The organism is Mycobacterium sp. 134 (assembly GCF_048282715.1).
Taxonomy (GTDB): domain Bacteria; phylum Actinomycetota; class Actinomycetes; order Mycobacteriales; family Mycobacteriaceae; genus Mycobacterium; species Mycobacterium septicum.
Genome location: NZ_JBLVUN010000008.1, coordinates 734,637 through 753,327 on the forward strand (window position 1 = coordinate 734,637; position 18,691 = coordinate 753,327).

General features: G+C 66.3%; 15 protein-coding genes. 5 read left to right on the forward strand and 10 right to left on the reverse strand.

The genetic code is table 11. The features are described 5' to 3' along the window. Positions 1-81 precede the first annotated feature (81 nt). The 3 genes from ACNQVK_RS08435 (at position 82) to ACNQVK_RS08445 (ending at position 2,906) form a co-directional block, all read left to right on the forward strand. Positions 82-705 (forward strand): TetR/AcrR family transcriptional regulator, encoded by a 624-nt coding sequence (locus ACNQVK_RS08435; RefSeq protein ID WP_418029159.1) that lies wholly within the window; start codon positions 82-84, stop codon positions 703-705. After that, positions 705-1,853 (forward strand): steroid 3-ketoacyl-CoA thiolase FadA6, encoded by a 1,149-nt coding sequence (gene fadA6, locus ACNQVK_RS08440; protein WP_418029160.1) that lies wholly within the window; start codon positions 705-707, stop codon positions 1,851-1,853. Before ACNQVK_RS08435 ends, fadA6 begins: the two co-directional genes overlap by 1 nt. 90 nt (positions 1,854-1,943) lie before the next feature. Then, positions 1,944-2,906: a cation diffusion facilitator family transporter gene (locus ACNQVK_RS08445; RefSeq protein ID WP_418029161.1), complete on the forward strand. Its 963-nt coding sequence runs from the start codon at positions 1,944-1,946 to the stop codon at positions 2,904-2,906. On the opposite strand, the gene ACNQVK_RS08450 is transcribed toward ACNQVK_RS08445, so the two are convergent. Then, complete coding sequence (locus tag ACNQVK_RS08450; protein WP_418034043.1) at positions 2,871-3,776, reverse strand: LysR family transcriptional regulator; 906 nt, start codon at positions 3,774-3,776, stop codon at positions 2,871-2,873. The two genes, ACNQVK_RS08445 and ACNQVK_RS08450, sit on opposite strands and share 36 nt — an antisense overlap. A 92-nt stretch (positions 3,777-3,868) precedes the next feature. Between ACNQVK_RS08450 and ACNQVK_RS08455 the strand changes: the two genes are divergently transcribed. Both ACNQVK_RS08455 and ACNQVK_RS08460 read left to right on the forward strand, forming a co-directional pair. Then, entirely contained in the window at positions 3,869-6,172 is a 2,304-nt protein-coding gene (locus ACNQVK_RS08455) for an FdhF/YdeP family oxidoreductase (protein WP_418029162.1), read from the forward strand. Continuing rightward, the gene (locus ACNQVK_RS08460; RefSeq protein WP_418029163.1) at positions 6,172-6,807 is read left to right on the forward strand and encodes a DUF1345 domain-containing protein; all 636 of its coding nucleotides are present in this window, start codon (positions 6,172-6,174) and stop codon (positions 6,805-6,807) included. Before ACNQVK_RS08455 ends, ACNQVK_RS08460 begins: the two co-directional genes overlap by 1 nt. Here the strand turns inward: ACNQVK_RS08460 and ACNQVK_RS08465 are convergent. From ACNQVK_RS08465 to ipdA, 9 genes are all read right to left on the reverse strand, one after another. Then, positions 6,776-7,801: an FUSC family protein gene (locus tag ACNQVK_RS08465; protein WP_418029164.1), complete on the reverse strand. Its 1,026-nt coding sequence runs from the start codon at positions 7,799-7,801 to the stop codon at positions 6,776-6,778. The genes ACNQVK_RS08460 and ACNQVK_RS08465 overlap by 32 nt on opposite strands. A 139-nt stretch (positions 7,802-7,940) precedes the next feature. Further along, positions 7,941-8,684: a respiratory nitrate reductase subunit gamma gene (gene narI, locus ACNQVK_RS08470; RefSeq protein WP_418029165.1), complete on the reverse strand. Its 744-nt coding sequence runs from the start codon at positions 8,682-8,684 to the stop codon at positions 7,941-7,943. Between the two features lie 90 nt (positions 8,685-8,774). Beyond that, positions 8,775-9,470: a nitrate reductase molybdenum cofactor assembly chaperone gene (gene narJ / locus ACNQVK_RS08475; protein WP_418029166.1), complete on the reverse strand. Its 696-nt coding sequence runs from the start codon at positions 9,468-9,470 to the stop codon at positions 8,775-8,777. Next, entirely contained in the window at positions 9,467-11,089 is a 1,623-nt protein-coding gene (gene narH, locus ACNQVK_RS08480) for a nitrate reductase subunit beta (protein ID WP_418029167.1), read from the reverse strand. The genes narJ and narH overlap by 4 nt, the downstream gene beginning before the upstream one ends. A 1-nt stretch (position 11,090) precedes the next feature. Continuing rightward, positions 11,091-14,819: a nitrate reductase subunit alpha gene (locus ACNQVK_RS08485; RefSeq protein WP_418029169.1), complete on the reverse strand. Its 3,729-nt coding sequence runs from the start codon at positions 14,817-14,819 to the stop codon at positions 11,091-11,093. Between the two features lie 360 nt (positions 14,820-15,179). Next, complete coding sequence (locus tag ACNQVK_RS08490; protein WP_418029171.1) at positions 15,180-15,860, reverse strand: class I SAM-dependent methyltransferase; 681 nt, start codon at positions 15,858-15,860, stop codon at positions 15,180-15,182. 123 nt (positions 15,861-15,983) lie between these two features. After that, on the reverse strand, positions 15,984-17,054 hold the full coding sequence (ipdC, locus tag ACNQVK_RS08495; RefSeq protein WP_418029172.1) for a (3aS,4S,5R,7aS)-5-hydroxy-7a-methyl-1-oxo-octahydro-1H-indene-4-carboxyl-CoA dehydrogenase: 1,071 nt from the start codon (positions 17,052-17,054) through the stop codon (positions 15,984-15,986). A gap of 3 nt (positions 17,055-17,057) precedes the next feature. Then, positions 17,058-17,807, reverse strand: coding sequence for a cholesterol ring-cleaving hydrolase subunit IpdB (ipdB, locus tag ACNQVK_RS08500; protein ID WP_418029173.1), 750 nt, complete (start codon positions 17,805-17,807; stop codon positions 17,058-17,060). Beyond that, complete coding sequence (gene ipdA / locus ACNQVK_RS08505; protein ID WP_168441665.1) at positions 17,804-18,691, reverse strand: cholesterol ring-cleaving hydrolase subunit IpdA; 888 nt, start codon at positions 18,689-18,691, stop codon at positions 17,804-17,806. Before ipdA ends, ipdB begins: the two co-directional genes overlap by 4 nt.

The following is an 18,691-nucleotide window of genomic DNA, read 5'->3' on the forward strand; positions in this document are numbered from 1 at the left end:
GCGACAGCGGGCCTCCCATCGGGGGCCCGCTTTCTCGTGCCGAACGTGACCTAGCAAGCGCTTGGTTGCTATGCTGTGTCGATGGAGGCGGATACCCCTGCCCAGCCGGCAAGCAGACGTGACGAGCTTCTGGACCTTGCCGCGAGGATGTTTGCCGAACGCGGGCTGAAGGCTACGACGGTTCGGGACATCGCCGACTCCGCAGGAATCCTGTCGGGCAGTCTCTACCACCACTTCAAGTCCAAAGAGCAGATGGTCGAGGAAGTGCTCAAGGACTTCCTGGACTGGCTGTTCGAGCGGTACCAGGAGATCCTCGACCGTGAGACGACGCCGTTGGGCCGGCTCACCGGTCTGTTCATGACGTCGTTCGAGGCGATCGAGCACCGGCACGCGCAAGTGGTGATCTACCAGGACGAGGCCAAGCGACTGTCGTCGGTACCGCAGTTCGGCTTTGTCGACGAGCGCAACCGTGAACAGCGCAAGATGTGGGTGGACATCCTGCAGCAGGGCATCGCCGACGGTTCGTTCCGTCAGGACATCGACGTCGACCTGGTGTACCGGTTCATCCGCGACACCACCTGGGTTTCGGTCCGCTGGTACCAGCCGGGCGGACCGCTTTCGGCCGAAGAGGTCGGCCGGCAATACCTCGCCATCGTCCTCGGCGGAATCACCGCGGAGAACGCGACTGTCAAAGGAGACAAGTAATGCCTGAGGCATACATCGTCGACGCCGTGCGTACGCCGGTCGGAAAGAAGAACGGCTCGCTGGCCGAGGTGCACCCGATCGACCTCGGCGTGCACGCGTTCCGGGCCATCTTCGACCGCACCGACGTGGACCCGGGTGCCGTTGACGACGTCATCGTCGGCTGCGTCGACGCCATCGGCGGGCAGGCCGGCAACATCGGCCGCCTGACCTGGCTGGCCGCCGGCTACCCCGAGTCCGTCCCCGGCGTCACCGTCGACCGGCAGTGCGGTTCCAGCCAGCAGGCCATCTCCTTCGGTGCCCAGGCCATCATGTCGGGCACGGCTGACCTGATCCTGGCCGGCGGCATGCAGAACATGAGCTGGGTGCCGATCTCCTCGGCCATGGTGGTCGGCAAGGAGTTCGGATTCACCTCGCCCACAAACGAATCCAAGAACTGGCTGCACCGCTACGGCGATCAGGAGATCTCGCAGTTCCGTGGCTCGGAAATGATCGCCGAGAAGTGGGACATCTCCCGCGAGGAGATGGAGGAGTTCGCCTACAACAGCCACCAGCGCGCGTTCGCTGCGATCCGGGCCGGGCACTTCGACAACGAGATCATCCCGGTCGGCGACTTCGGCGTCGACGAGGGACCGCGGGAATCGACGCTGGAGAAGCTGGCCTCGCTGAAGCCTCTTGTCGAGGGCGGCCGGCTGACCGCCGCGCTGGCGAGCCAGATCTCCGATGGTGCGGCGGCGGTGCTGCTGGCCTCCGAGGAAGCGGTCAACAAGTACAACCTGAAGCCCCGCGCCCGGATCCACCACATCAGCGCGCGCGGCGACGATCCGGTGATGATGCTGACCGGCCCGATCCCGGCCACCCAGTACGCACTGGAGAAGACCGGCCTGTCCATCGACGACATCGACACCGTCGAGATCAACGAGGCCTTCGCGCCGGTCGTGCTGGCCTGGCTCAAGGAGACCAAGGCCGATCCGGCCAAGGTCAACCCGAGTGGCGGCGCCATCGCGCTGGGCCACCCGCTGGGCGCCACCGGTGCCAAGCTGTTCGCGACCATGCTCAACACCCTCGAGCGCACCGGCGGCCGCTACGGCCTGCAGACCATGTGCGAGGGCGGCGGCACCGCCAACGTCACGATCATCGAGCGCCTCTGAATCTGACGGATTTCTTCCGCCAACGGTCCCCCGCGAGCTCCGGCTTGCGGGGGACCGTTGCGTTGGGCACAGGCCCGTAGTGTCCTGGACATGAGCGATTCGGGCGACGAGAGCGTCTTGACCGTCGCCGTCGCACTCGGCGCCAACGTACTCATCGCGGTCGCCAAGACCGCGGTCGCGGGCATCACCGGCTCGGCCTCCATGCTGGCCGAATCCGCTCACTCCTGGGCGGACACCGGCAACGAGGTGTTCCTGCTGATCGGTACGCGCAAGTCGATGAAGCCGGCTGATGCCGAACACCGGTTGGGTTATGGGCGGGCTGGCTACATCTGGTCGATGTTCGCCGCGTTCGGGTTGTTCACCGTCGGTGCGGTGGTGTCGATCTGGCACGGCATCTCCTCGCTGACCGGGGAAGCGGAGGCGACGTCGTACGGGTGGGCGTACGCGGTGCTCGGCATCGCATTCGTGCTGGAGGGAACGTCGTTCGCGCAAGCCCTGCGCCAGACCCGATCGGGCGCGGTGCGGCGACGTATCCACCCGCTGCGCTACATCAGGGTGACGTCGAATCCGATGCTGCGCGCGGTGTTCGCCGAAGACCTCTCGGCGCTGATCGGACTGATGATCGCCGCGGCCGGCATTGCGGCTCATCAGCTCACCGGGAACGCGGTGTGGGATGCCATCGGGTCGATCCTGGTCGGCGTGCTGCTGGGCGGCGTCGCGCTGTTCCTGATCGGGCGCAACATGGACTTCTTGACGGGGGAGGCGGCCACCCCGCTCGCCCGCAACAACGTGCTGCGGGCGCTGCTCGATCACACCGACATCGAGCGGGTCAGCTACCTGCACATGGAATGGGTTGGGGCGGACCGTATCTACCTGGTGGCTGCGGTCGACCTGACCGGTGACGCCGCCGAATCCAACGTGGCGGCACGGCTCAACGCGATCGCCGACGTGCTGCAGACCCGGCCCGAGATCGTGCGCGCGGTACTGACTCTCACCCGTCCCGGCGATGCCACCGAATTACGGCCCGAGCAGCTGCCCGACTGGTACCTCTAGCGCCGTCTTGACCAAGGCGCGGGCCAACACCGATCCCGGCTCGTCGGCGCTGGTGACCAGCGCGACCGTCGCAGTCACCGGCGGGTCGTCCAACGGCACCACCCTTACCCCGTCCGGCGGGCGCAACGCGCGCAGCCAGGTCTGGCCGACGATGCTGGCCCACCGGCCGGTGCTGACGTGCGCCATCAGTGAGACCACCGAATCGGCCTCCAACCGCGGCATCGGGGTGAGGCCCTGACCGGCCAGCGCGTCGTCGAGGAGCTGACGGCCGCGCATGCCCTTGTTCAGCAGGCACAGCGGTAGTTGTAGCGCGTCGGTCCAGGTGACCGGATCCGGTTGGCTCGTCAGCAACTCGCCGCTGGCGATCAGCACCTGGCGCTCCTGGTAGAGCGGCGTGACCAGCAGGCCGGTGGTGTTCTGCCCGTCCGGGTAGATGATGCCCGCGTCGAGCTCGAACCGGCGGAGACGCTCCACGATCCCTGCCGAGCGCTGACTGCTCTCCAGTTGCACCCGCACCAGCGGATGTTCGGCGCAGAACGGGTCGGTGAGCAGTGCGACGGTGCTCGAGGCCGCCGGGATGACGCCGAGCCGCAGCTCTCCGGTGAGGCCGGTCTGCAATGCGGTGACCTCATGGATGAGCGCATCGTGATCGGCCAGGATCCGGCGTGCCCACAGCACCAGCCGCTCGCCCTCGGGCGTCAGCCCTTCGAAGCTCTGCCCACGACGCACCAGTGGAACCTTGAGCTCGTTCTCCAGTTTGCGGATGGCTTCCGACAAAGCCGGCTGCGATACGTAGCACGCGCTCGCGGCACGGGCGAAATGCTTCTCGCGGGCGAGCGCGACGAAGTATTCGAGCTGGCGGAACAGCATGAGCCATTCGACCACGGACGATAGGCGCGGCTTATCGCATCGTCGGAAACATTCCTTGGACGCGGCTGTTCGCCGGCGCGCAGACTTGACTCATGACAGACCGGGGCACCGAGCAGCGCACCGACGCCGAGGGGCACGACCAACCGGAATTCCACCCCTACCATCACCCTGCGGCCGGATGGGGCGCGGCGAAGAGCGTCACCGGGTTCCTGATCCGCGAGCGGGAGCCCATCGACGGCCCCCGCGCGATCATGAAGATGAACCATGAGGACGGCGGCTTCGACTGTCCGGGCTGCGCCTGGCCCGACGACATGAAGGGCCTCAAACTCGACATCTGCGAGAACGGCATCAAACACGTCACGTGGGAGATGACGCACAAGCGCTGCGGTCCGGAATTCTTCGCCCGGCACACCGTCTCCGAACTCGCGACCTGGAGCGATTTCGCCCTCGAAGACCAGGGCCGGCTGACGGAACCGATGATGTACAACTCCGACACCGATCACTACGAACCGATCAGCTGGCGCGACGCGTTCGATGTGGTCGGCCGGGCACTGGCGGATCTGGACGACCCGAACCAGGCGGCGTTCTACACGTCGGGCCGGCTGGGCAACGAGGCCACGTTCCTGTACCAGCTGATGGCCCGCGAGCTCGGCACCAACAATCTGCCGGACTGCTCCAACATGTGCCACGAGGCGAGCGGGCGGGCGCTGCAGGCAGCGCTGGGAACGGGCAAGGGCACCGTCGACCTTGAGGACTGGGAGACCGCTGACGCGCTGTTCATCATCGGGGTCAACGCCGCCTCCAACGCGCCGCGCATGCTCACCGCGCTGGCCGAGGCTTACCGGCGCGGTGCGCAGGTCGTGCACATCAACCCGCTGGTCGAAGCCGGCGCGACCAAGACCATCATCCCGCACGACTTTTTGCGGATGGCCACCTTCAAGTCCACCAAGACGAGCACGCTGAACCTGCAGCCGCGGATCGGCGGGGACATGGCGCTGATCCGCGGCATCGCCAAAGCAGTTCTCGAACAGGCGGAAATCGACCCCAAGGCACTGGACGCCGAGTTCATCGCCCGCTACACCGCGGGATTCGAGAACTACCGCGCGGTCTGCGACGCCACCTCATGGGACGAGATCGAATACAAATCCGGTGTGCGCCAGGCCGATATCCGCAAGGCGGCCAAGATCTACTGCGACGCCGACCGCAGCATCATCAGCTGGTGCCTCGGTGTCACCCAGCACGAGCACGGCGTGGACAGCGTGCGGGAGATCGTCAATCTGCTTCTGCTGCGCGGCAATCTGGGCCGCGAAGGAGCCGGCCCGTCACCGGTACGAGGGCACAGCAATGTGCAAGGCAACCGCACCTGCGGTATCGACCACCGGCCGGCCGGGGCCTTCCTCGACCGGCTCGCCGAGGTCTGCGGTATCGACCCGCCGCGCGTGCACGGAATGGACACCGTGCACACCATCGAGGCCATGCACCGCGACGAGATCAAGGTGTTCGTCGGGATGGGCGGGAACTTCGCCAGTGCCGCCCCGGACACCGCGTACACATTCGCGGGCCTGCAAAAATGCGATCTCACCGTGCAGGTGAGCACGAAACTCAACCGCAGTCACGTGATCCACGGTCGCCGGGCACTGATCCTGCCGTGCCTGGGCCGTACCGAGAAGGATCACCAGAAGGCCGGGGTCCAGTCCACCTCGGTCGAGGATTCGATGAGCATGGTGCATCTCTCGGTCGGGATGAAGAAGCCCGCCTCGCCGCACCTGATGTCGGAACCGGCGATCATCGCCGGGATCGCGCGGGCCGCACTGCCCTCCAGCGGCACGCCGTGGAGCTGGTACGTCGAGGACTACGACCGGATCCGGGACACGATGGCCAAGGTGCTCAACGGTTTCGAGGATTTCAACCGGCGGGTCCGGCTCCCGCTGGGCTTCCGCATCAAGCAGCCGGCGCGGGAACTGATCTTCCTGACCCCGTCCGGTCGGGCCGAGTTCTCGGCGGCCGACCTACCCGACGACAGCGCCGCGACCGGCACCCTGATCCTGGCCACACTGCGCTCGCACGATCAGTGGAACACCACCATCTACTCCGACAACGACCGCTATCGCGGCGTGAAGAACCTGCGCACCCTCGTTTTCATGAATGCGCAGGACATGGCCGAGCGTGGGATCAAGGAGTTCGACGACGTCGACATCGTCGCCACCGCGCGCGACGGCAGCACCCGATCACTACGGCGCTACAAGGCCATCCCGTACGGCATTCCGCGCGGCTGCGCCGCGGGCTACATGCCCGAGATGAACGTGCTGTGCGCCATCGGCGACTACAGCACCCAGAGCGATCAGCCCATCATGAAGAACGTCAAGGTGCGTGTGTCCCTGTCGGCGCCCGCCTGATGGCAGCACCATGGCTGCTCTCCCCGGTCACTCGGCTCGGGGGCTCGGTGATCGTCGGTGTACTCGCGGGTCAGATAACCGGAGGGCTGACCGACGCCTCTCTCGGGGTGCTGGTCGGGATCGCCTCCACCGGAGCGGTTTTCGTCGCCGGAGGATGGCTTCTGCTGTGGCCCATGGATGCCGGCGCCACCCGCGACCATGCCCGCCAGGAAGCCTTCAACCCAGTGGTCGAGGAACTCGTGATCGTGGCGGCCGCGGTCGGTGCACTGGTCAGCATCGTCGTCATGTTGGTTCGCGGTGGTTCGCACAGTGATCCGAGCGCGGCCACCGCGGCGCTGGCCGGGGTCTTCATGGCTTGGGCGGGTATGCACCTGATGTACGCCGCCCGCTACGCCTATCTGTACTACATCCCGAAAGCCGGTGGCATCGACTTCAATTCCGACGAGCTGCCGGCGTTCCGGGATTTCTTCTACTTCAGTTACAACCTCGGCATGACCTATCAGGTGTCGGACACCAGCGTCACCGACACGACCATCCGCGCGGTCGCGCTGCGGCACTGCCTGCTGTCGTATCTGTTCGGCACCGTGATCCTCGCAACCACGATCAACCTGGTTGTCGGCATCGTGTCCAGCTGAAACCCGGTCCGGGTAGCAACAGCGCGACCCCGACGGCCGCTGCGACGCCGATGACGGTGTCGATCCCGCGGTAGGCGAGCAGCGCGAGCGGCTCCGCGGGCTCGGCCAGATCGGTCATCAGCATGATCAGCGGAGTGAAGAAGCCCAGGGCGATCGCGTGGTGATGGGCCATGAACAGTTCGGTCGGGAACAAGAGCAGCACCACACAGATGGCCAGGATGTACTCGTCGGGATGCGGAACCAGGAGCAGGGCGGCCACCACGAGACCGATGAGTGTGCCCGTCAAGCGGTGCACGCCGCGGCGGACCCGGCCACTGGTATCGGCTGCCGCCAGCGGTCCGGCGGCAGCGGCGATCGCCCAGTTGGCATGGTCCACCCCGAGAAACAGGCCTGCGGTTCCTGCCGCGGCGACGGCGACCGCGTAGCGGACGGCATGGATCGGCACGTTCTGCACGGATGTGGTGAAGCTACGCGGTGCGAGGCCGGGCGCCCGTGGTGCGTCGAGTGCGCCGAGCACGATGCAGAGTAAAGCCGTTGCGGCGCATATGGACACCGCAGCTGCCGGGGAAACCCGCCCGGCCGGAACCGTGGCGACCGCGCCGAGGGCGAACACCCCGTAGAACGGCCCCTCCGGTTTGAGCGCAAGGCGGTCAGTCACCACCGATCCCACCGTCACGAAGACGACTGCGGCGACCACCAGTGCCCAGGGGTGCGCCCGCATGCTCGACAGGGCCACACCGATGGCGACCCCCGCGATCAGGATGGCTGCCGCCTGCGTCTGATGGAGGACACGGCGCTGCCGAGGCTCGGCCCGACCGTACATCCCGGTGACCGCACCGAATACCGCGTAGATCATCAGGTCCGGGCGTCCCGCGAGAAGCAGGGCCACCCCGGGCACTGCCAGGCCGAGGGCGACGCGCAGCGCGGGACGATGGTCGCCCGGTGGCGGCGTCATCGCGATGCGCACCCGCGCGTACACCCCGACGGTGCGCATGTGGATTCTCCGATCGATGAAAACCATGGCTCGGCAGCCTCAATCGAGGTTGCGTCACCGCGATTCGCTCGTCAAAGCGGAGTTTCCGACGAGCCGATCGGAGTTGCCTATCGGCGCAGCCCCGGCGTCTTCAGATCGCTCACACCCAACGGCTGCGCTGGGGCGGCGCCTGCGGCGTCACCCAGGCTTTGGCGTAGCGGTTCTTTCCGGCCCGCTGCGGATCGCGGCTGCGGTAGATCACATAGGGGCGGACCAGATAGCCGATCGGTGCACTGAACATGTGCACCAGTCGCGTGTAGGGCCAGAAGCCGAGCAGGGCGAGCACTATCAGCACATGCGCCTGGAACGTCCACGGGGATTCAGCCATCAGCTCCGGTGCCGGGTGCAACGTGAACAAGCTGCGGAACCAGGGTGACACGGTTTCGCGATAGTTGTACGTCGAGAACACGTTGGTCAGGGTGTTCAGCATCCCGGTCGCCAGCGCGCCGACGAGTAGCAGGTACATCACCTTGTCGTTGAGTGTGGTCGCGGTGCGCACCTCCGGGACGGTGACGCGGCGGTACAGCAGGATGCCCACCCCGGCGACCACAGCCAACCCGGCAATCGACCCCAGGCTCACCGACATCAGGTGGTAGAAGTGTTCGGAGATGCCGACCGCAGACGTCCACGACTGGGGGATCAGCAGCCCTCCGACATGCCCGGCGAGCACGCCGAGGATGCCGAAATGGAACAGCGGGCTGCCCAGCCGCAACAGCTTGCTCTCGTAGATCTGCGAAGACCGTGTGGTCCAACCGAACTGGTCGGCCTTGTACCGCCAGACGTGCCCGAGGGCGAACGAGGTGAAGGCGATGTACGGCAGGGTCATCCACAGCACGTTGCTCATCGGAGTCTTTCTCTTCGCGCAAGCGCTCATCGGGACTCTCTTCTCTTCGCGCAAGCGCTCATCGGAGTTTTTCTCTCTTCGCGCAAGCGCTCATCGGCGGCCTCCTGAGGTCATCGGATCCATCGTCATCGGATCCATCGCGAACGGGTCGAGGCCGACATCCTCGTCGGGCGGTCCCTCGGCGGCGAGCTGCGCGATACGGCGGCGGTCGGCGCTGTTCACCGGCGGCAGCGTCGCGAGGACGGCGGCCAGCAGACCGGTGTAGTAGGACTCGTTGTCCTGCAGGGAGAGTCGCAACAGCTCGAGCACCGGGACGTGTTCGGCCAGCAGTCGCTCACCTTGGACCTGATCGACCGTCGCGGCGAACTCGAGCACCATGGGCAGGTAGTCGGGCAGCTCCGAGTTCTCCAGGTCGCCCACCTCCAGGCCTGCTTGGCGGTAGGCGTGCTTGAACCGCAGCAGGGCCATACCGCGTTTGCGGGTGTCGCCATAGGCGTAGTAGGTCAGATGCAGGCTGCTGCGCCGTTGCATATCGAACGTCTCGACATAGTTGGATGCACGCCGCATCGGATCCGTATCGCCGAACCGCTGCAGGAAATCCGACAACGGCATCCTCGCCGCATCCGGCAGTTCGGCTGTGGCAGCGGCTAGTTGGCCGACGAGATCGGCTGTTTCGGCCGTCGGGTAGTCGAGCAGCAGCGCGGCGATGCGCCACACCAGTCGCTGCTGGCGCTCGGACAGGGCGGAACCCGTACCTGTTCTGCGGCCGAGGGTGAGTAGCTTCATGTGGTCGGCAACAACCCGTCTGTGCTCCGACCGTCCCAGTTGAGCAGGTTGACCCGGGTCGGATCACCCTGCGGAACAGCGTCATTGGTATTGGTCAGGTGGAACTTGTCCACCATGGTGTCGAAGGCGGTCATTCCCGGACCGCCATCGCCGTCCAGGCTGCAGCCGGTGGCCAGTGCGTCGAGGCGGTGGGCATCCGAACCGGCCCCGGTGGGGATGACGTAGCGGTCCTGGTACTTGGCGATGGCCAACAGGCGGTACATCGCCTCGATCTCATCGCCGCTCAACCGCACCGATTCCGGGATGGTCTCGTCGAACTCCTCACCGAGGTTGGCCGCGCGCATGTACGACCGCATGGCCGCCAGACGTTGCAGAGCGGCCCGGACCGGGCCGACCTCACCCGCGGTGAACAACTCGGCGAGGTACTCGACCGGGATCCGCAGCGTGTCGATGGCGCCGAACAGGTTGTTCTGGTTCTCGCCGTCGTGGCCGGTCTCCTTCAGGATGTCCACCACAGGTGACAGCGGCGGCACGTACCAGACCATCGGCATGGTCCGGTACTCCGGATGCAGGGGCAGGGCCACCTGATAGTCGACTATGAGCCGGTATACCGGTGAATTCTGGGCTGCTTCAATCCATTCGGGTGAGATGCCGGCCCGTTCGGCTTCGGCGACCACGCGTGGATCGTGTGGGTTTAGGAACACGCCGAGCTGTGACGGGTAGAGGTCCTTGTCGTCGGTGACCGAGGCGGCCTCGAGCACCGCATCCGCGTCGTAGAGCATCACGCCGATGTAGCGGAGCCGCCCGACGCAGGTCTCCGAACACACCGTGGGGATGCCGACCTCGACGCGCGGATAGCAGAACGTGCACTTCTCGGCCTTGCCGGTCTTGTGGTTGAAGTAGATCTTCTTGTAGGGACACCCGGTGACGCATTGCCGCCAACCCCGGCACTTGTCCTGATCCACCAGCACGATGCCGTCTTCGGAGCGTATGTAGATGGCCCCGGACGGGCAGGCTGCGGCGCAGGCCGGATTGAGGCAGTGCTCGCAGATCCGCGGCAGGTAGAACATGAACGTCTGCTCGAACTCGAGCTTGACCTTGGCCGAGAGCTCGGCGACCTCGGCGTCCTTGTTGACCTTGGCCAGCAACGGATCCCGGCCCACCTGCTCTGGCCCGCCGCCCAGGTCGTCGTCCCAGTTGGCGCCCCAGGTGACCTTGGTGTCCCGCCCGGTGATCAACGATTTGGGCCGGGCCACCGGCGTGGTGTCCATCGCCGGCGCCGACAGCAGGTTCTCGTAGTCATAGGTCCACGGGTCGTAGTAGTCCGACACCGTGGGCAGGTCGGGGTTGGCGAAGATGTTCAGCAACCGCTTGAGGCGCGAGCCGGACTTCAGGGTGAGCTTGCCGCGCTTGTTCAGCGTCCAGCCGCCCTTCCACCGCTCCTGGTCCTGGTATTGACGTGGATAGCCCTGTCCGGGGCGGGTTTCCACATTGTTGAACCACACGTACTCCACACCGCTGCGGTTGGTCCACGCCTGCTTGCACGTGACGCTGCAGGTGTGGCAGCCGATGCACTTGTCGAGGTTCATCACCATCGCGAGCTGGGCCATCACCCTCATGTCAGTACTCCACATCCTGCGATCGACGACGAATCGTGGTGACCTCGTCGCGCTGGTTTCCGGTGGGCCCGTGGTAGTTCAGGGCGAAAGACTGCTGTGCATACCCGCCGATGAGGTGGGTGGGTTTGATCATGATCCGGGTCAGCGCGTTGTGAATGCCGCCGCGTTTCCCGTTCTTTTCGGTGCGCGGAACGTCGACTGCCTTGTCCTGGGCGTGGTACATGAACACCAGACCCTCGGGCATGCGGTGGCTGACGATGGCCCGTGCATTCACCACGCCGTTGCGGTTGGTGCACTCGATCCAGTCGTTGTCCTTGACCCCGATCTTGGCGGCGTCCACGTCCGACATCCAGATGCACTGACCGCCTCGGGACAGGGTGAGCATGTACAGGTTGTCCTGGTATGCAGAGTGAATCGACCATTTGGAGTGTGGCGTCAGGTATCGCACCGTGATGCCCCCGTTGGTGTCCCCGACTGCCGGCTCGTTGAACAGCGCGGTCATGTCCAGTGGCGGCCGGAACGTCGGCAGCTGCTCGCCGAGCTCACTCATCCAGTCGTGGTCCAGATAGAAGTGCTGGCGGCCGGTCAACGTATGCCATGGCTTGAGTCGCTCGGTGTTGATCGTGAACGGTGAGTACCGCCGGCCACCGGTCTCCGAGCCGGACCATTCCGGTGAGGTGTTGACGGGTACCGGCCGGGCCTGGGTGTCGGCGAAGGTGATTCGCTTGCCCTCGTTCTCCTTGGCCAGGTCGACCAGCTCGGTTCCGGTGCGCCGCTCCAGGGCCTCGAATCCCTCGACGGCCAGGCGCCCGTTCGTGGTGCCCGACAACGCCAGGATGGCCTCGGCGGCGTGGGTGTCCTTGGCCAACGACGGCCGCCCGATCGCCACGCCGCTGACCACCGCGCCGTTGACACCGCGCAGGTACTCGACCTCGGCGTCGGGGTGCGTGGTCACACCCTTGGTGGTGAGGCCGACGGTCTCCACCATCGGCCCGAGTGCGGCCATCTTCTCGGCGACCGCGGGGTAGTCGCGGTCCACCATGACCAGCCGCGGCATCGTCTTGCCGGGAATCGGTTCGCATTCACCGGCTTTCCAGTCCAGTACGTGACCACCGGGCTGGGCGGTGGCGTCGGCGCTGTCGTGTTGCAGCGGCATGGCGACGATGTCCTTGCGTTTGCCGAGGTGTTTCTCGGCCAGCCAGGAGAAGCCGCGGGCGATGCGGTGGAACGCATCGAAATCGGTCTTGGTCTCCCACGGCGGCGAGATGGCCGGCGAGAAGGCGTGGACGAACGGGTGCATGTCGGTGCTGGACAGGTCGTGCTTCTCGTACCAGGTGGCCGCGGGCAACACGATGTCGGAGAACAGCGTCGTGCTGGTGTTGCGGAAGTCCAGGGACAGCAGCAGATCCAGCTTTCCGACCGGGGCCTCGTCGCGCCAGCGGACCTCCTGCGGGCGGATGCCGTCCTCGTCGCGCGCGGCCACCGCGGAGTCCGTGCCGAGCAGGTGCTTGAGGAAGTACTCGTTGCCCTTGGCCGAGGAGCCGAGCAGGTTCGACCGCCACACCGTCAGACAGCGCGGGAAGTTCTCCGGGGCGTCGGGATCTTCACAGGCGAACTGCAGATGGCCCGACTTGAGCCCGTCCACGACGTATTCCGCGGCGTCCTTGTCCATCCGGGCGGCCTCGTCGGCCAGATCGAGCGGATTGCGGTTGAACGTCGGGTAACTGGGCATCCAGCCGAGCCGGCTGGCCAGGGCGATGTTGTCGGCGGCCGTGCGGCCCGCGAACTTGCCCTCGGCCAGGGGCGAGGCCATCACCTCCGAGGTGAACGGGTCGTAGCGCCACTGGTCGGTCGCCAGGTACCAGAACACCGTGCCCTGCATCTGCCGCGGTGGCCGCTGCCAGTCCAGGCCGAACGCCAGTGTGGCCCAACCGGTGACGGGCCGGCATTTCTCCTGACCGACGTAGTGCGCCCAGCCGCCGCCGTTGACACCCTGGCAGCCGGTGAGCATGACCAGCGTGAGAAACGACCGGTAGATCTGATCGGAATGGAACCAGTGGTTGGTGCCCGCGCCCATCAGGATCATCGACCGGCCCTTGGAACGTTCGGCGTTGTCGGCGAACTCCCGGGCGATGCGCTCGGCGGCCTGAGCGGGTACGCCGGTGATCTCTTCCTGCCACGCCGGGGTGTAGGGCTCGGACGCGTCGTCGTAGCCCGACGGCCACTGACCCGCGAGTCCGTCTCGAGCCACTCCGTACTGCGCCAGCATCAGGTCGAACACCGTCGTCACACGATGTCCGGCAACGACTCTGATCGGAACGCCGCGTTCCAGGACGCCGGGCTTGTCGCTGTCGAACCGGGGGAAGGCGACGGTTGCGGTGTCGTCATGGTTGCCGAGCAGGGTCAGCATCGGGTGGACACCCTGCAGATCGAGGTTCCAATGGCCCTCGCCGGACGCGGTGAAGCGGTGTCCGAGCGAGCCGTTCGGCACCACGGGCCGCCCGGCCTGGTCCAGGAGGACGGTCTTGGAGGACGCGGCTTCGACATCGGCGTATTCGCCGCCCAGATCGGCTGCGGTGAGGAACTTCCCGGGCAGCAGGCGTCCGTCGCGTTCGGTGAGGGTGACCAGGAACGGCAGATCGGTGTACTTCTTGACGTAGTCGGTGAAGTAGGGCGTCTGCTTCTCGACGAAGAACTCCTTGAGGATGACGTGACCCATCGCCATGGCGAGGGCCGCGTCTGTTCCGGGGCGGGCCGGCAGCCATTCGTCGGCGAACTTGGTGTTGTCGGCATAGTCCGGCGACACCACGACCACCTTCTGCCCGCGGTACCGGGCCTCGGTCATGTAGTGCGCGTCGGGAGTTCGGGTGACGGGGACGTTGGATCCCCACATGATCAGGTAGCCCGCGTCGAACCAGTCGGCTGATTCGGGCACGTCGGTCTGGTCTCCGAACACCTGCGGCGAGGCCACCGGCAGGTCGGCGTACCAGTCGTAGAACGACAGCATCGACCCGCCGAGCAGCGAGATGAACCGGGCGCCGACGGCGTGGCTGACCATCGACATCGCCGGGATCGGCGAGAAGCCTGCCACGCGGTCCGGTCCGTACTTCTTGATGGTGTGGACGTGGGCGGCAGCGGCGATCTCGGCGGCCTCCCACCATTCGGCGCGAACGAATCCGCCCTTGCCGCGGGCGGTCTTGTACCGCTTCGACTTCTCCGGATCCTCCACGATGTCGGCCCAGGCCAGCACGGGGTCCTTGAGCCGCTCCTTGGCCTCCCGGTAGTACTCCAGCAGCACGCCGCGGACGTACGGATAGCGAACGCGCGCAGGTGAATACGTGTACCACGAGAACGACGCTCCGCGCGGGCATCCCCGCGGTTCGTACTCGGGCTTGTCGGCACCGACCGACGGGTAGTCGGTCTGCTGCGACTCCCAGGTGATCACGCCGTCCTTGACGTAGATCTTCCATGAGCAGGATCCGGTGCAGTTGACGCCGTGGGTCGATCGCACCACTTTGTCGTGAGCCCAGCGGTCCCGATAGAAGTCGTCGGCCGAGCGCCCGCCGATCTTGTGCAGAGTCCGCTGATCGTCGGAGATCTCGCCGCGGTGGAAGTACTTACCCAGTCGCAGCAAAGCATCGGCGGGTGTTGCGCCGCCTGCATGTGAATCGACCACGATCCGTCCCTCCAGCCTGTTGACAATCGAGCGTAGGGGCGTCGCGGAGGGCATCAAAAGAACGCACCCGAGGCTGTCGGGCGCTGTGAAATTGCGTTAACGCACAAGTCATTTCACGGGAACGCGGCAGTCATATGGCAATCCGGCAGCGATGTGATGATTTGGCCTTTCACCTGCGGTGACGGTGGAAATCTCGGTTGGCTGCGGGCATCGGCGGGCAACGGAATCTCGTGGTCCGAGCCGTGGAAACCCTCGATGATTTATCACCCCGGTAACAATGCGCCCGGCCGTCGCCCGGACCGCGGTCGCGCGATGGTGTGCCGGCCGTGCCGCGGCGTTCCACCGGCACAAGCATCGGGATGAACAGGATCGCCACTGGGCCCGGATCATCCCGATGGCAAACATCCCCGGCGGTCATGACTCCGGGTCGGGTTTGGTCCAAGAGATCGTGTGCCGGAACGCCAACCGGCGGCGCATCTCGGCGCCCGGCATCACGTCCCGGACCACGGCCCGAAGCTCGTCGAAACCGAGCTGCGGATCGCGTACCGGGAAGGGCGGAGGCACCGGGCCGCCGGGCACCGGCCGCGGATGCTTGACCAGTCCGATGAGCGGGTTGGTCAGCGCGGAGGCCAGATCCCACGCGGTGTCACGCATCGAGGCCGGGGCCGCCAGTCCGACGGCCAGGAACCGTCCGCCCGGGCGCAGCAGCCGTTTGACCTCCGACAGCGCCTGCTCGGCATCGAGATGGTGCAGCACCGCGATCATGGTGATGAGATCGACGGGACCCCCGAGCTCGGTGAGCTGGGCGTCGTCGACGGTGACATTGGTGAGCCCGGAGCACCGCCGTGCCGTCGCCCTCCGCATGCCGGCGTCAAGGTCCGTGCCGTGGATGTGCGCGAACCGAGTGGCCAGCTGGGCCACCAATTCGCCCTGGCCGCAGCCGATGTCGATCGCGGCCTCGCGGTGTGCGGGCAGGTTCGCCAGGATCCAACCGTGGAAATGGTCGTTGTGACTCCACGGGTGCCTGCTGTTGAAGTTGTGCAGTCCCTCGGCGGCCCGCCGGACCACCGGGTGCTCGACGCGACGGATGTCCATGCATCCACTGTGCCAAGTGCGGGGAAACACCGCGAGCAGTCCCCCGCAAGCGGGAGGGGCCCCCAGCAGAATCGCCCCTTTCGCGTTGGAAAAGGGCGATTCTGCGTCTGCTCGGCGAGGAAGTTACTGGATGTAGCCCGAGGCGGACTGCAGGTGTGCGACCGCGTCGTCCACGATCTTCTCGACCAGCTCGGCGCACGACGGCAGGTCGTTGATGATGCCCGCCACCTGCCCTGATGCCAGCACGCCGGCGTCGGTATTGCCCTCCACCAGACCGGCTTTGAGCAGCATCGGGGTATTCGCGGCCATCACGACCTGCGACCAGGTGAGTTCTTTGCCGTGCCGCATCGCGAGGCCGTCCTTGACCATCGACAGCCACGTCATACCCGAGAGCTTCTTGAACTTCTGGGCGTTGCCGACGGCTGCGGCGAAACCGCGTGCCCGCGAGCCGCTCTCCAGCTTCTCGACCAGGCCCGTGCGCAGCACCCGGTGCGGCATGCCGTCGACGCGGGTGGACACCACGGTGCCGTCCAGCGCAGCCTGCAGATACCGCTCCTTGACCGCTTCGGGCACGGTGGAGTCCGAGGTCAGCAGGAACCGGGTTCCCATGGCAACCCCAGCGGCGCCGTACGCCAGGGCGGCGGCCAGGCCGCGCCCGTCGAAGAAACCACCGGCGGCGATCACCGGCATCCCGGTGTCCTTGACGGCATCCAGCACCGAGGGCAGCAGCAGCGTGGTCGCGACGGGGCCGGTGTGGCCACCGCCCTCGCCGCCCTGCACGATCACCGCGTCAGCACCCCAGCCGGCCACCTTCTTGGCGTGCTTGGCCGCGCCGACGGACGGGATCACCACGACGCCGGCGTCTTTCAGCTTGGCGATGAGTTCGGGTTTGGGAGCTAGGGCGAAGGAGGCGACTTTGACTCCTTCGCGGATCAGGAGGTCGACGCGCGCACCGGCATCGCCCGCGTCGGCACGCATGTTGATGCCGAAGGGTTTGTCGGTGGCGGCCTTGACCTTGGTCACGGCGGTCTGCAGTTCCTCGAGCGTCATCGTCGCCGACGCCAGGATGCCGAGCCCGCCGGCATTGGAGGTTGCGGCGACCAGTCGTGCACCGGCCACCCAGCCCATTCCCGTCTGCACCACGGGATGCTCGATGCCGACCAGTTCGGTCAGCGGAGTCTTGAGCTTGCCCATTCTTTAGACCTTGACCTCTTTGTCGCGCAACGACTTCGGATCGATGACCTCGCGCAGGAGCTTGAGCTCCTCCTCGGTGGCCAGCCGGGTGGTCTCGGCCTCCTGGAGGCCGTGCACCTCGAAGGAGGTGTTGTCGGCGACCTGATCGGCCTCGACGCCGGGGTGCAGCGACACCGCGCGCATCTGGTGGTCGGGGCCGTTGAAGTCGAACACGCCCAGGTTGGACACCACGCGGTAGATGTTGGCGAAGCGGTAGGCCGGGTTCGCCGGATCGACCTTGTCCCAGCCGATTCCGGAGACGATGTCCACCGAGTCGCAGAACACGCGCTTGGAGTGGTTACCGACGAAGTAGCTCGTGGCGTGGTTGATGCTGTTGCCGGGCGCGCCACGGACACCGAACATCTGCCGGGTCGGCTGCTGGATCGGACCGAAAGCCGACAGGTTCTGGTTGCCGTAGCGGTCGATCTGGTTGGCGCCCATCACCACATGGCGCTTGCCCCAGGCCAGCGTCTCGAAGACCCGGTTGAACGGCATCCAGCCTTCGACGGTGAACGGGGCGCCGATCGCCGGGGTATCGGCCAGGATCCTGGCCTCACCGTCGGTCAGCACGATGTCGGGGGAGAAGGTCAGCCGGGCCAGCCGGGCACCGATCTGGACCACGGTGGTCATCGGGCTGGCCATGATCTCGCCGGCGTCGCGGAACAGTTCGGCGCAGGCGACGGCGCACACCTCGGCACGGGTCACGGCAATCACTTGGCGGCCTCCTGATCTTCCTTGAACTTCCGAACGGCAGCCTGGTAATCGGCTTCGCTACCGGACAGATACGTCTTGACGAACTCGGCCCAGGTCTCGTCGGAGCCTGCGGCCTCTGCGTAGTGGCGCTGGAACTTCTCGTCGCGCCGGTAATCGGGCTCGTTGGTGGTGAAGTGGGCGCCGTTCGGGGCCTCCACCACGGAATCGACCATCATCCGGTTGATCAGCAGGGCCTGCGTCGGAACGGCCTTGACCAGTTCCTCGGTGGAGACCACGCGCTCGACCGACAGGAAGCGGCGCTGCGCCGACATCAGGAACAGGTCATCAAAGTACGGGTCGATACCGGTGTAGGCCGCGTTGCCTTGGGCGTCACCGAGATTCATGTGCACGAATGCGGCGTCGAGGTTCAGCGCGGGCATCGCGATGAGCTCCTCGTAGGCGCCGTCGGTCGGGTACGGCGACTTCACAGTCTTGAGCTCGTCGCCCCAGAACGTGCGGACATCGCTACCCAGACCGGCGCGGATCGGCAGGAACGGCAGCCGCTGGGCGGCAGCCTGCAGGCCGCAGCGCAGCATGCCCTCGTCCATCTCGCGGGCCTCGATCGCACCGGTGGTGCGGGCCTTGGCGAACCACGGGTCGTAGAAGGGTGGTGAGTCCAGCGAGACGAAGCCGTAGTAGACGCGCTTGACCTTGCCGGCCGAGCACAGCAGGCCCAGATCCGGACCGCCGTAGGTGACCACGGTCAGGTCTTTGACGTCGGTGCGCAGCAGGGCGCGCACGAAGGCCATCGGCTTGCGCCGTGAGCCCCAGCCGCCGATGCCGATCGTCATGCCGCTTTCGATCGAGGCGACCGCCTCGTCGAGAGTTGTTCGCTTGTCTGCCAT

Excerpts from the sequence above, each read along its gene's own strand:
- ACNQVK_RS08435 (WP_418029159.1), top strand. The coding sequence starts at position 82 with ATGGAGGCGGATACCCCTGCCCAGCCGGCAAGCAGACGTGACGAGCTT.
- fadA6 (WP_418029160.1), top strand. The coding sequence starts at position 705 with ATGCCTGAGGCATACATCGTCGACGCCGTGCGTACGCCGGTCGGAAAG.
- ACNQVK_RS08445 (WP_418029161.1), top strand. The coding sequence starts at position 1,944 with ATGAGCGATTCGGGCGACGAGAGCGTCTTGACCGTCGCCGTCGCACTC.
- ACNQVK_RS08450 (WP_418034043.1), bottom strand. The coding sequence starts at position 3,776 with ATGCTGTTCCGCCAGCTCGAATACTTCGTCGCGCTCGCCCGCGAGAAG.
- ACNQVK_RS08455 (WP_418029162.1), top strand. The coding sequence starts at position 3,869 with ATGACAGACCGGGGCACCGAGCAGCGCACCGACGCCGAGGGGCACGAC.
- ACNQVK_RS08460 (WP_418029163.1), top strand. The coding sequence starts at position 6,172 with ATGGCAGCACCATGGCTGCTCTCCCCGGTCACTCGGCTCGGGGGCTCG.
- ACNQVK_RS08465 (WP_418029164.1), bottom strand. The coding sequence starts at position 7,801 with ATGCGCACCGTCGGGGTGTACGCGCGGGTGCGCATCGCGATGACGCCG.
- narI (WP_418029165.1), bottom strand. The coding sequence starts at position 8,684 with ATGAGCAACGTGCTGTGGATGACCCTGCCGTACATCGCCTTCACCTCG.
- narJ (WP_418029166.1), bottom strand. The coding sequence starts at position 9,470 with ATGAAGCTACTCACCCTCGGCCGCAGAACAGGTACGGGTTCCGCCCTG.
- narH (WP_418029167.1), bottom strand. The coding sequence starts at position 11,089 with ATGAGGGTGATGGCCCAGCTCGCGATGGTGATGAACCTCGACAAGTGC.
- ACNQVK_RS08485 (WP_418029169.1), bottom strand. The coding sequence starts at position 14,819 with ATGCCCTCCGCGACGCCCCTACGCTCGATTGTCAACAGGCTGGAGGGA.
- ACNQVK_RS08490 (WP_418029171.1), bottom strand. The coding sequence starts at position 15,860 with ATGGACATCCGTCGCGTCGAGCACCCGGTGGTCCGGCGGGCCGCCGAG.
- ipdC (WP_418029172.1), bottom strand. The coding sequence starts at position 17,054 with ATGGGCAAGCTCAAGACTCCGCTGACCGAACTGGTCGGCATCGAGCAT.
- ipdA (WP_168441665.1), bottom strand. The coding sequence starts at position 18,691 with ATGGCAGACAAGCGAACAACTCTCGACGAGGCGGTCGCCTCGATCGAA.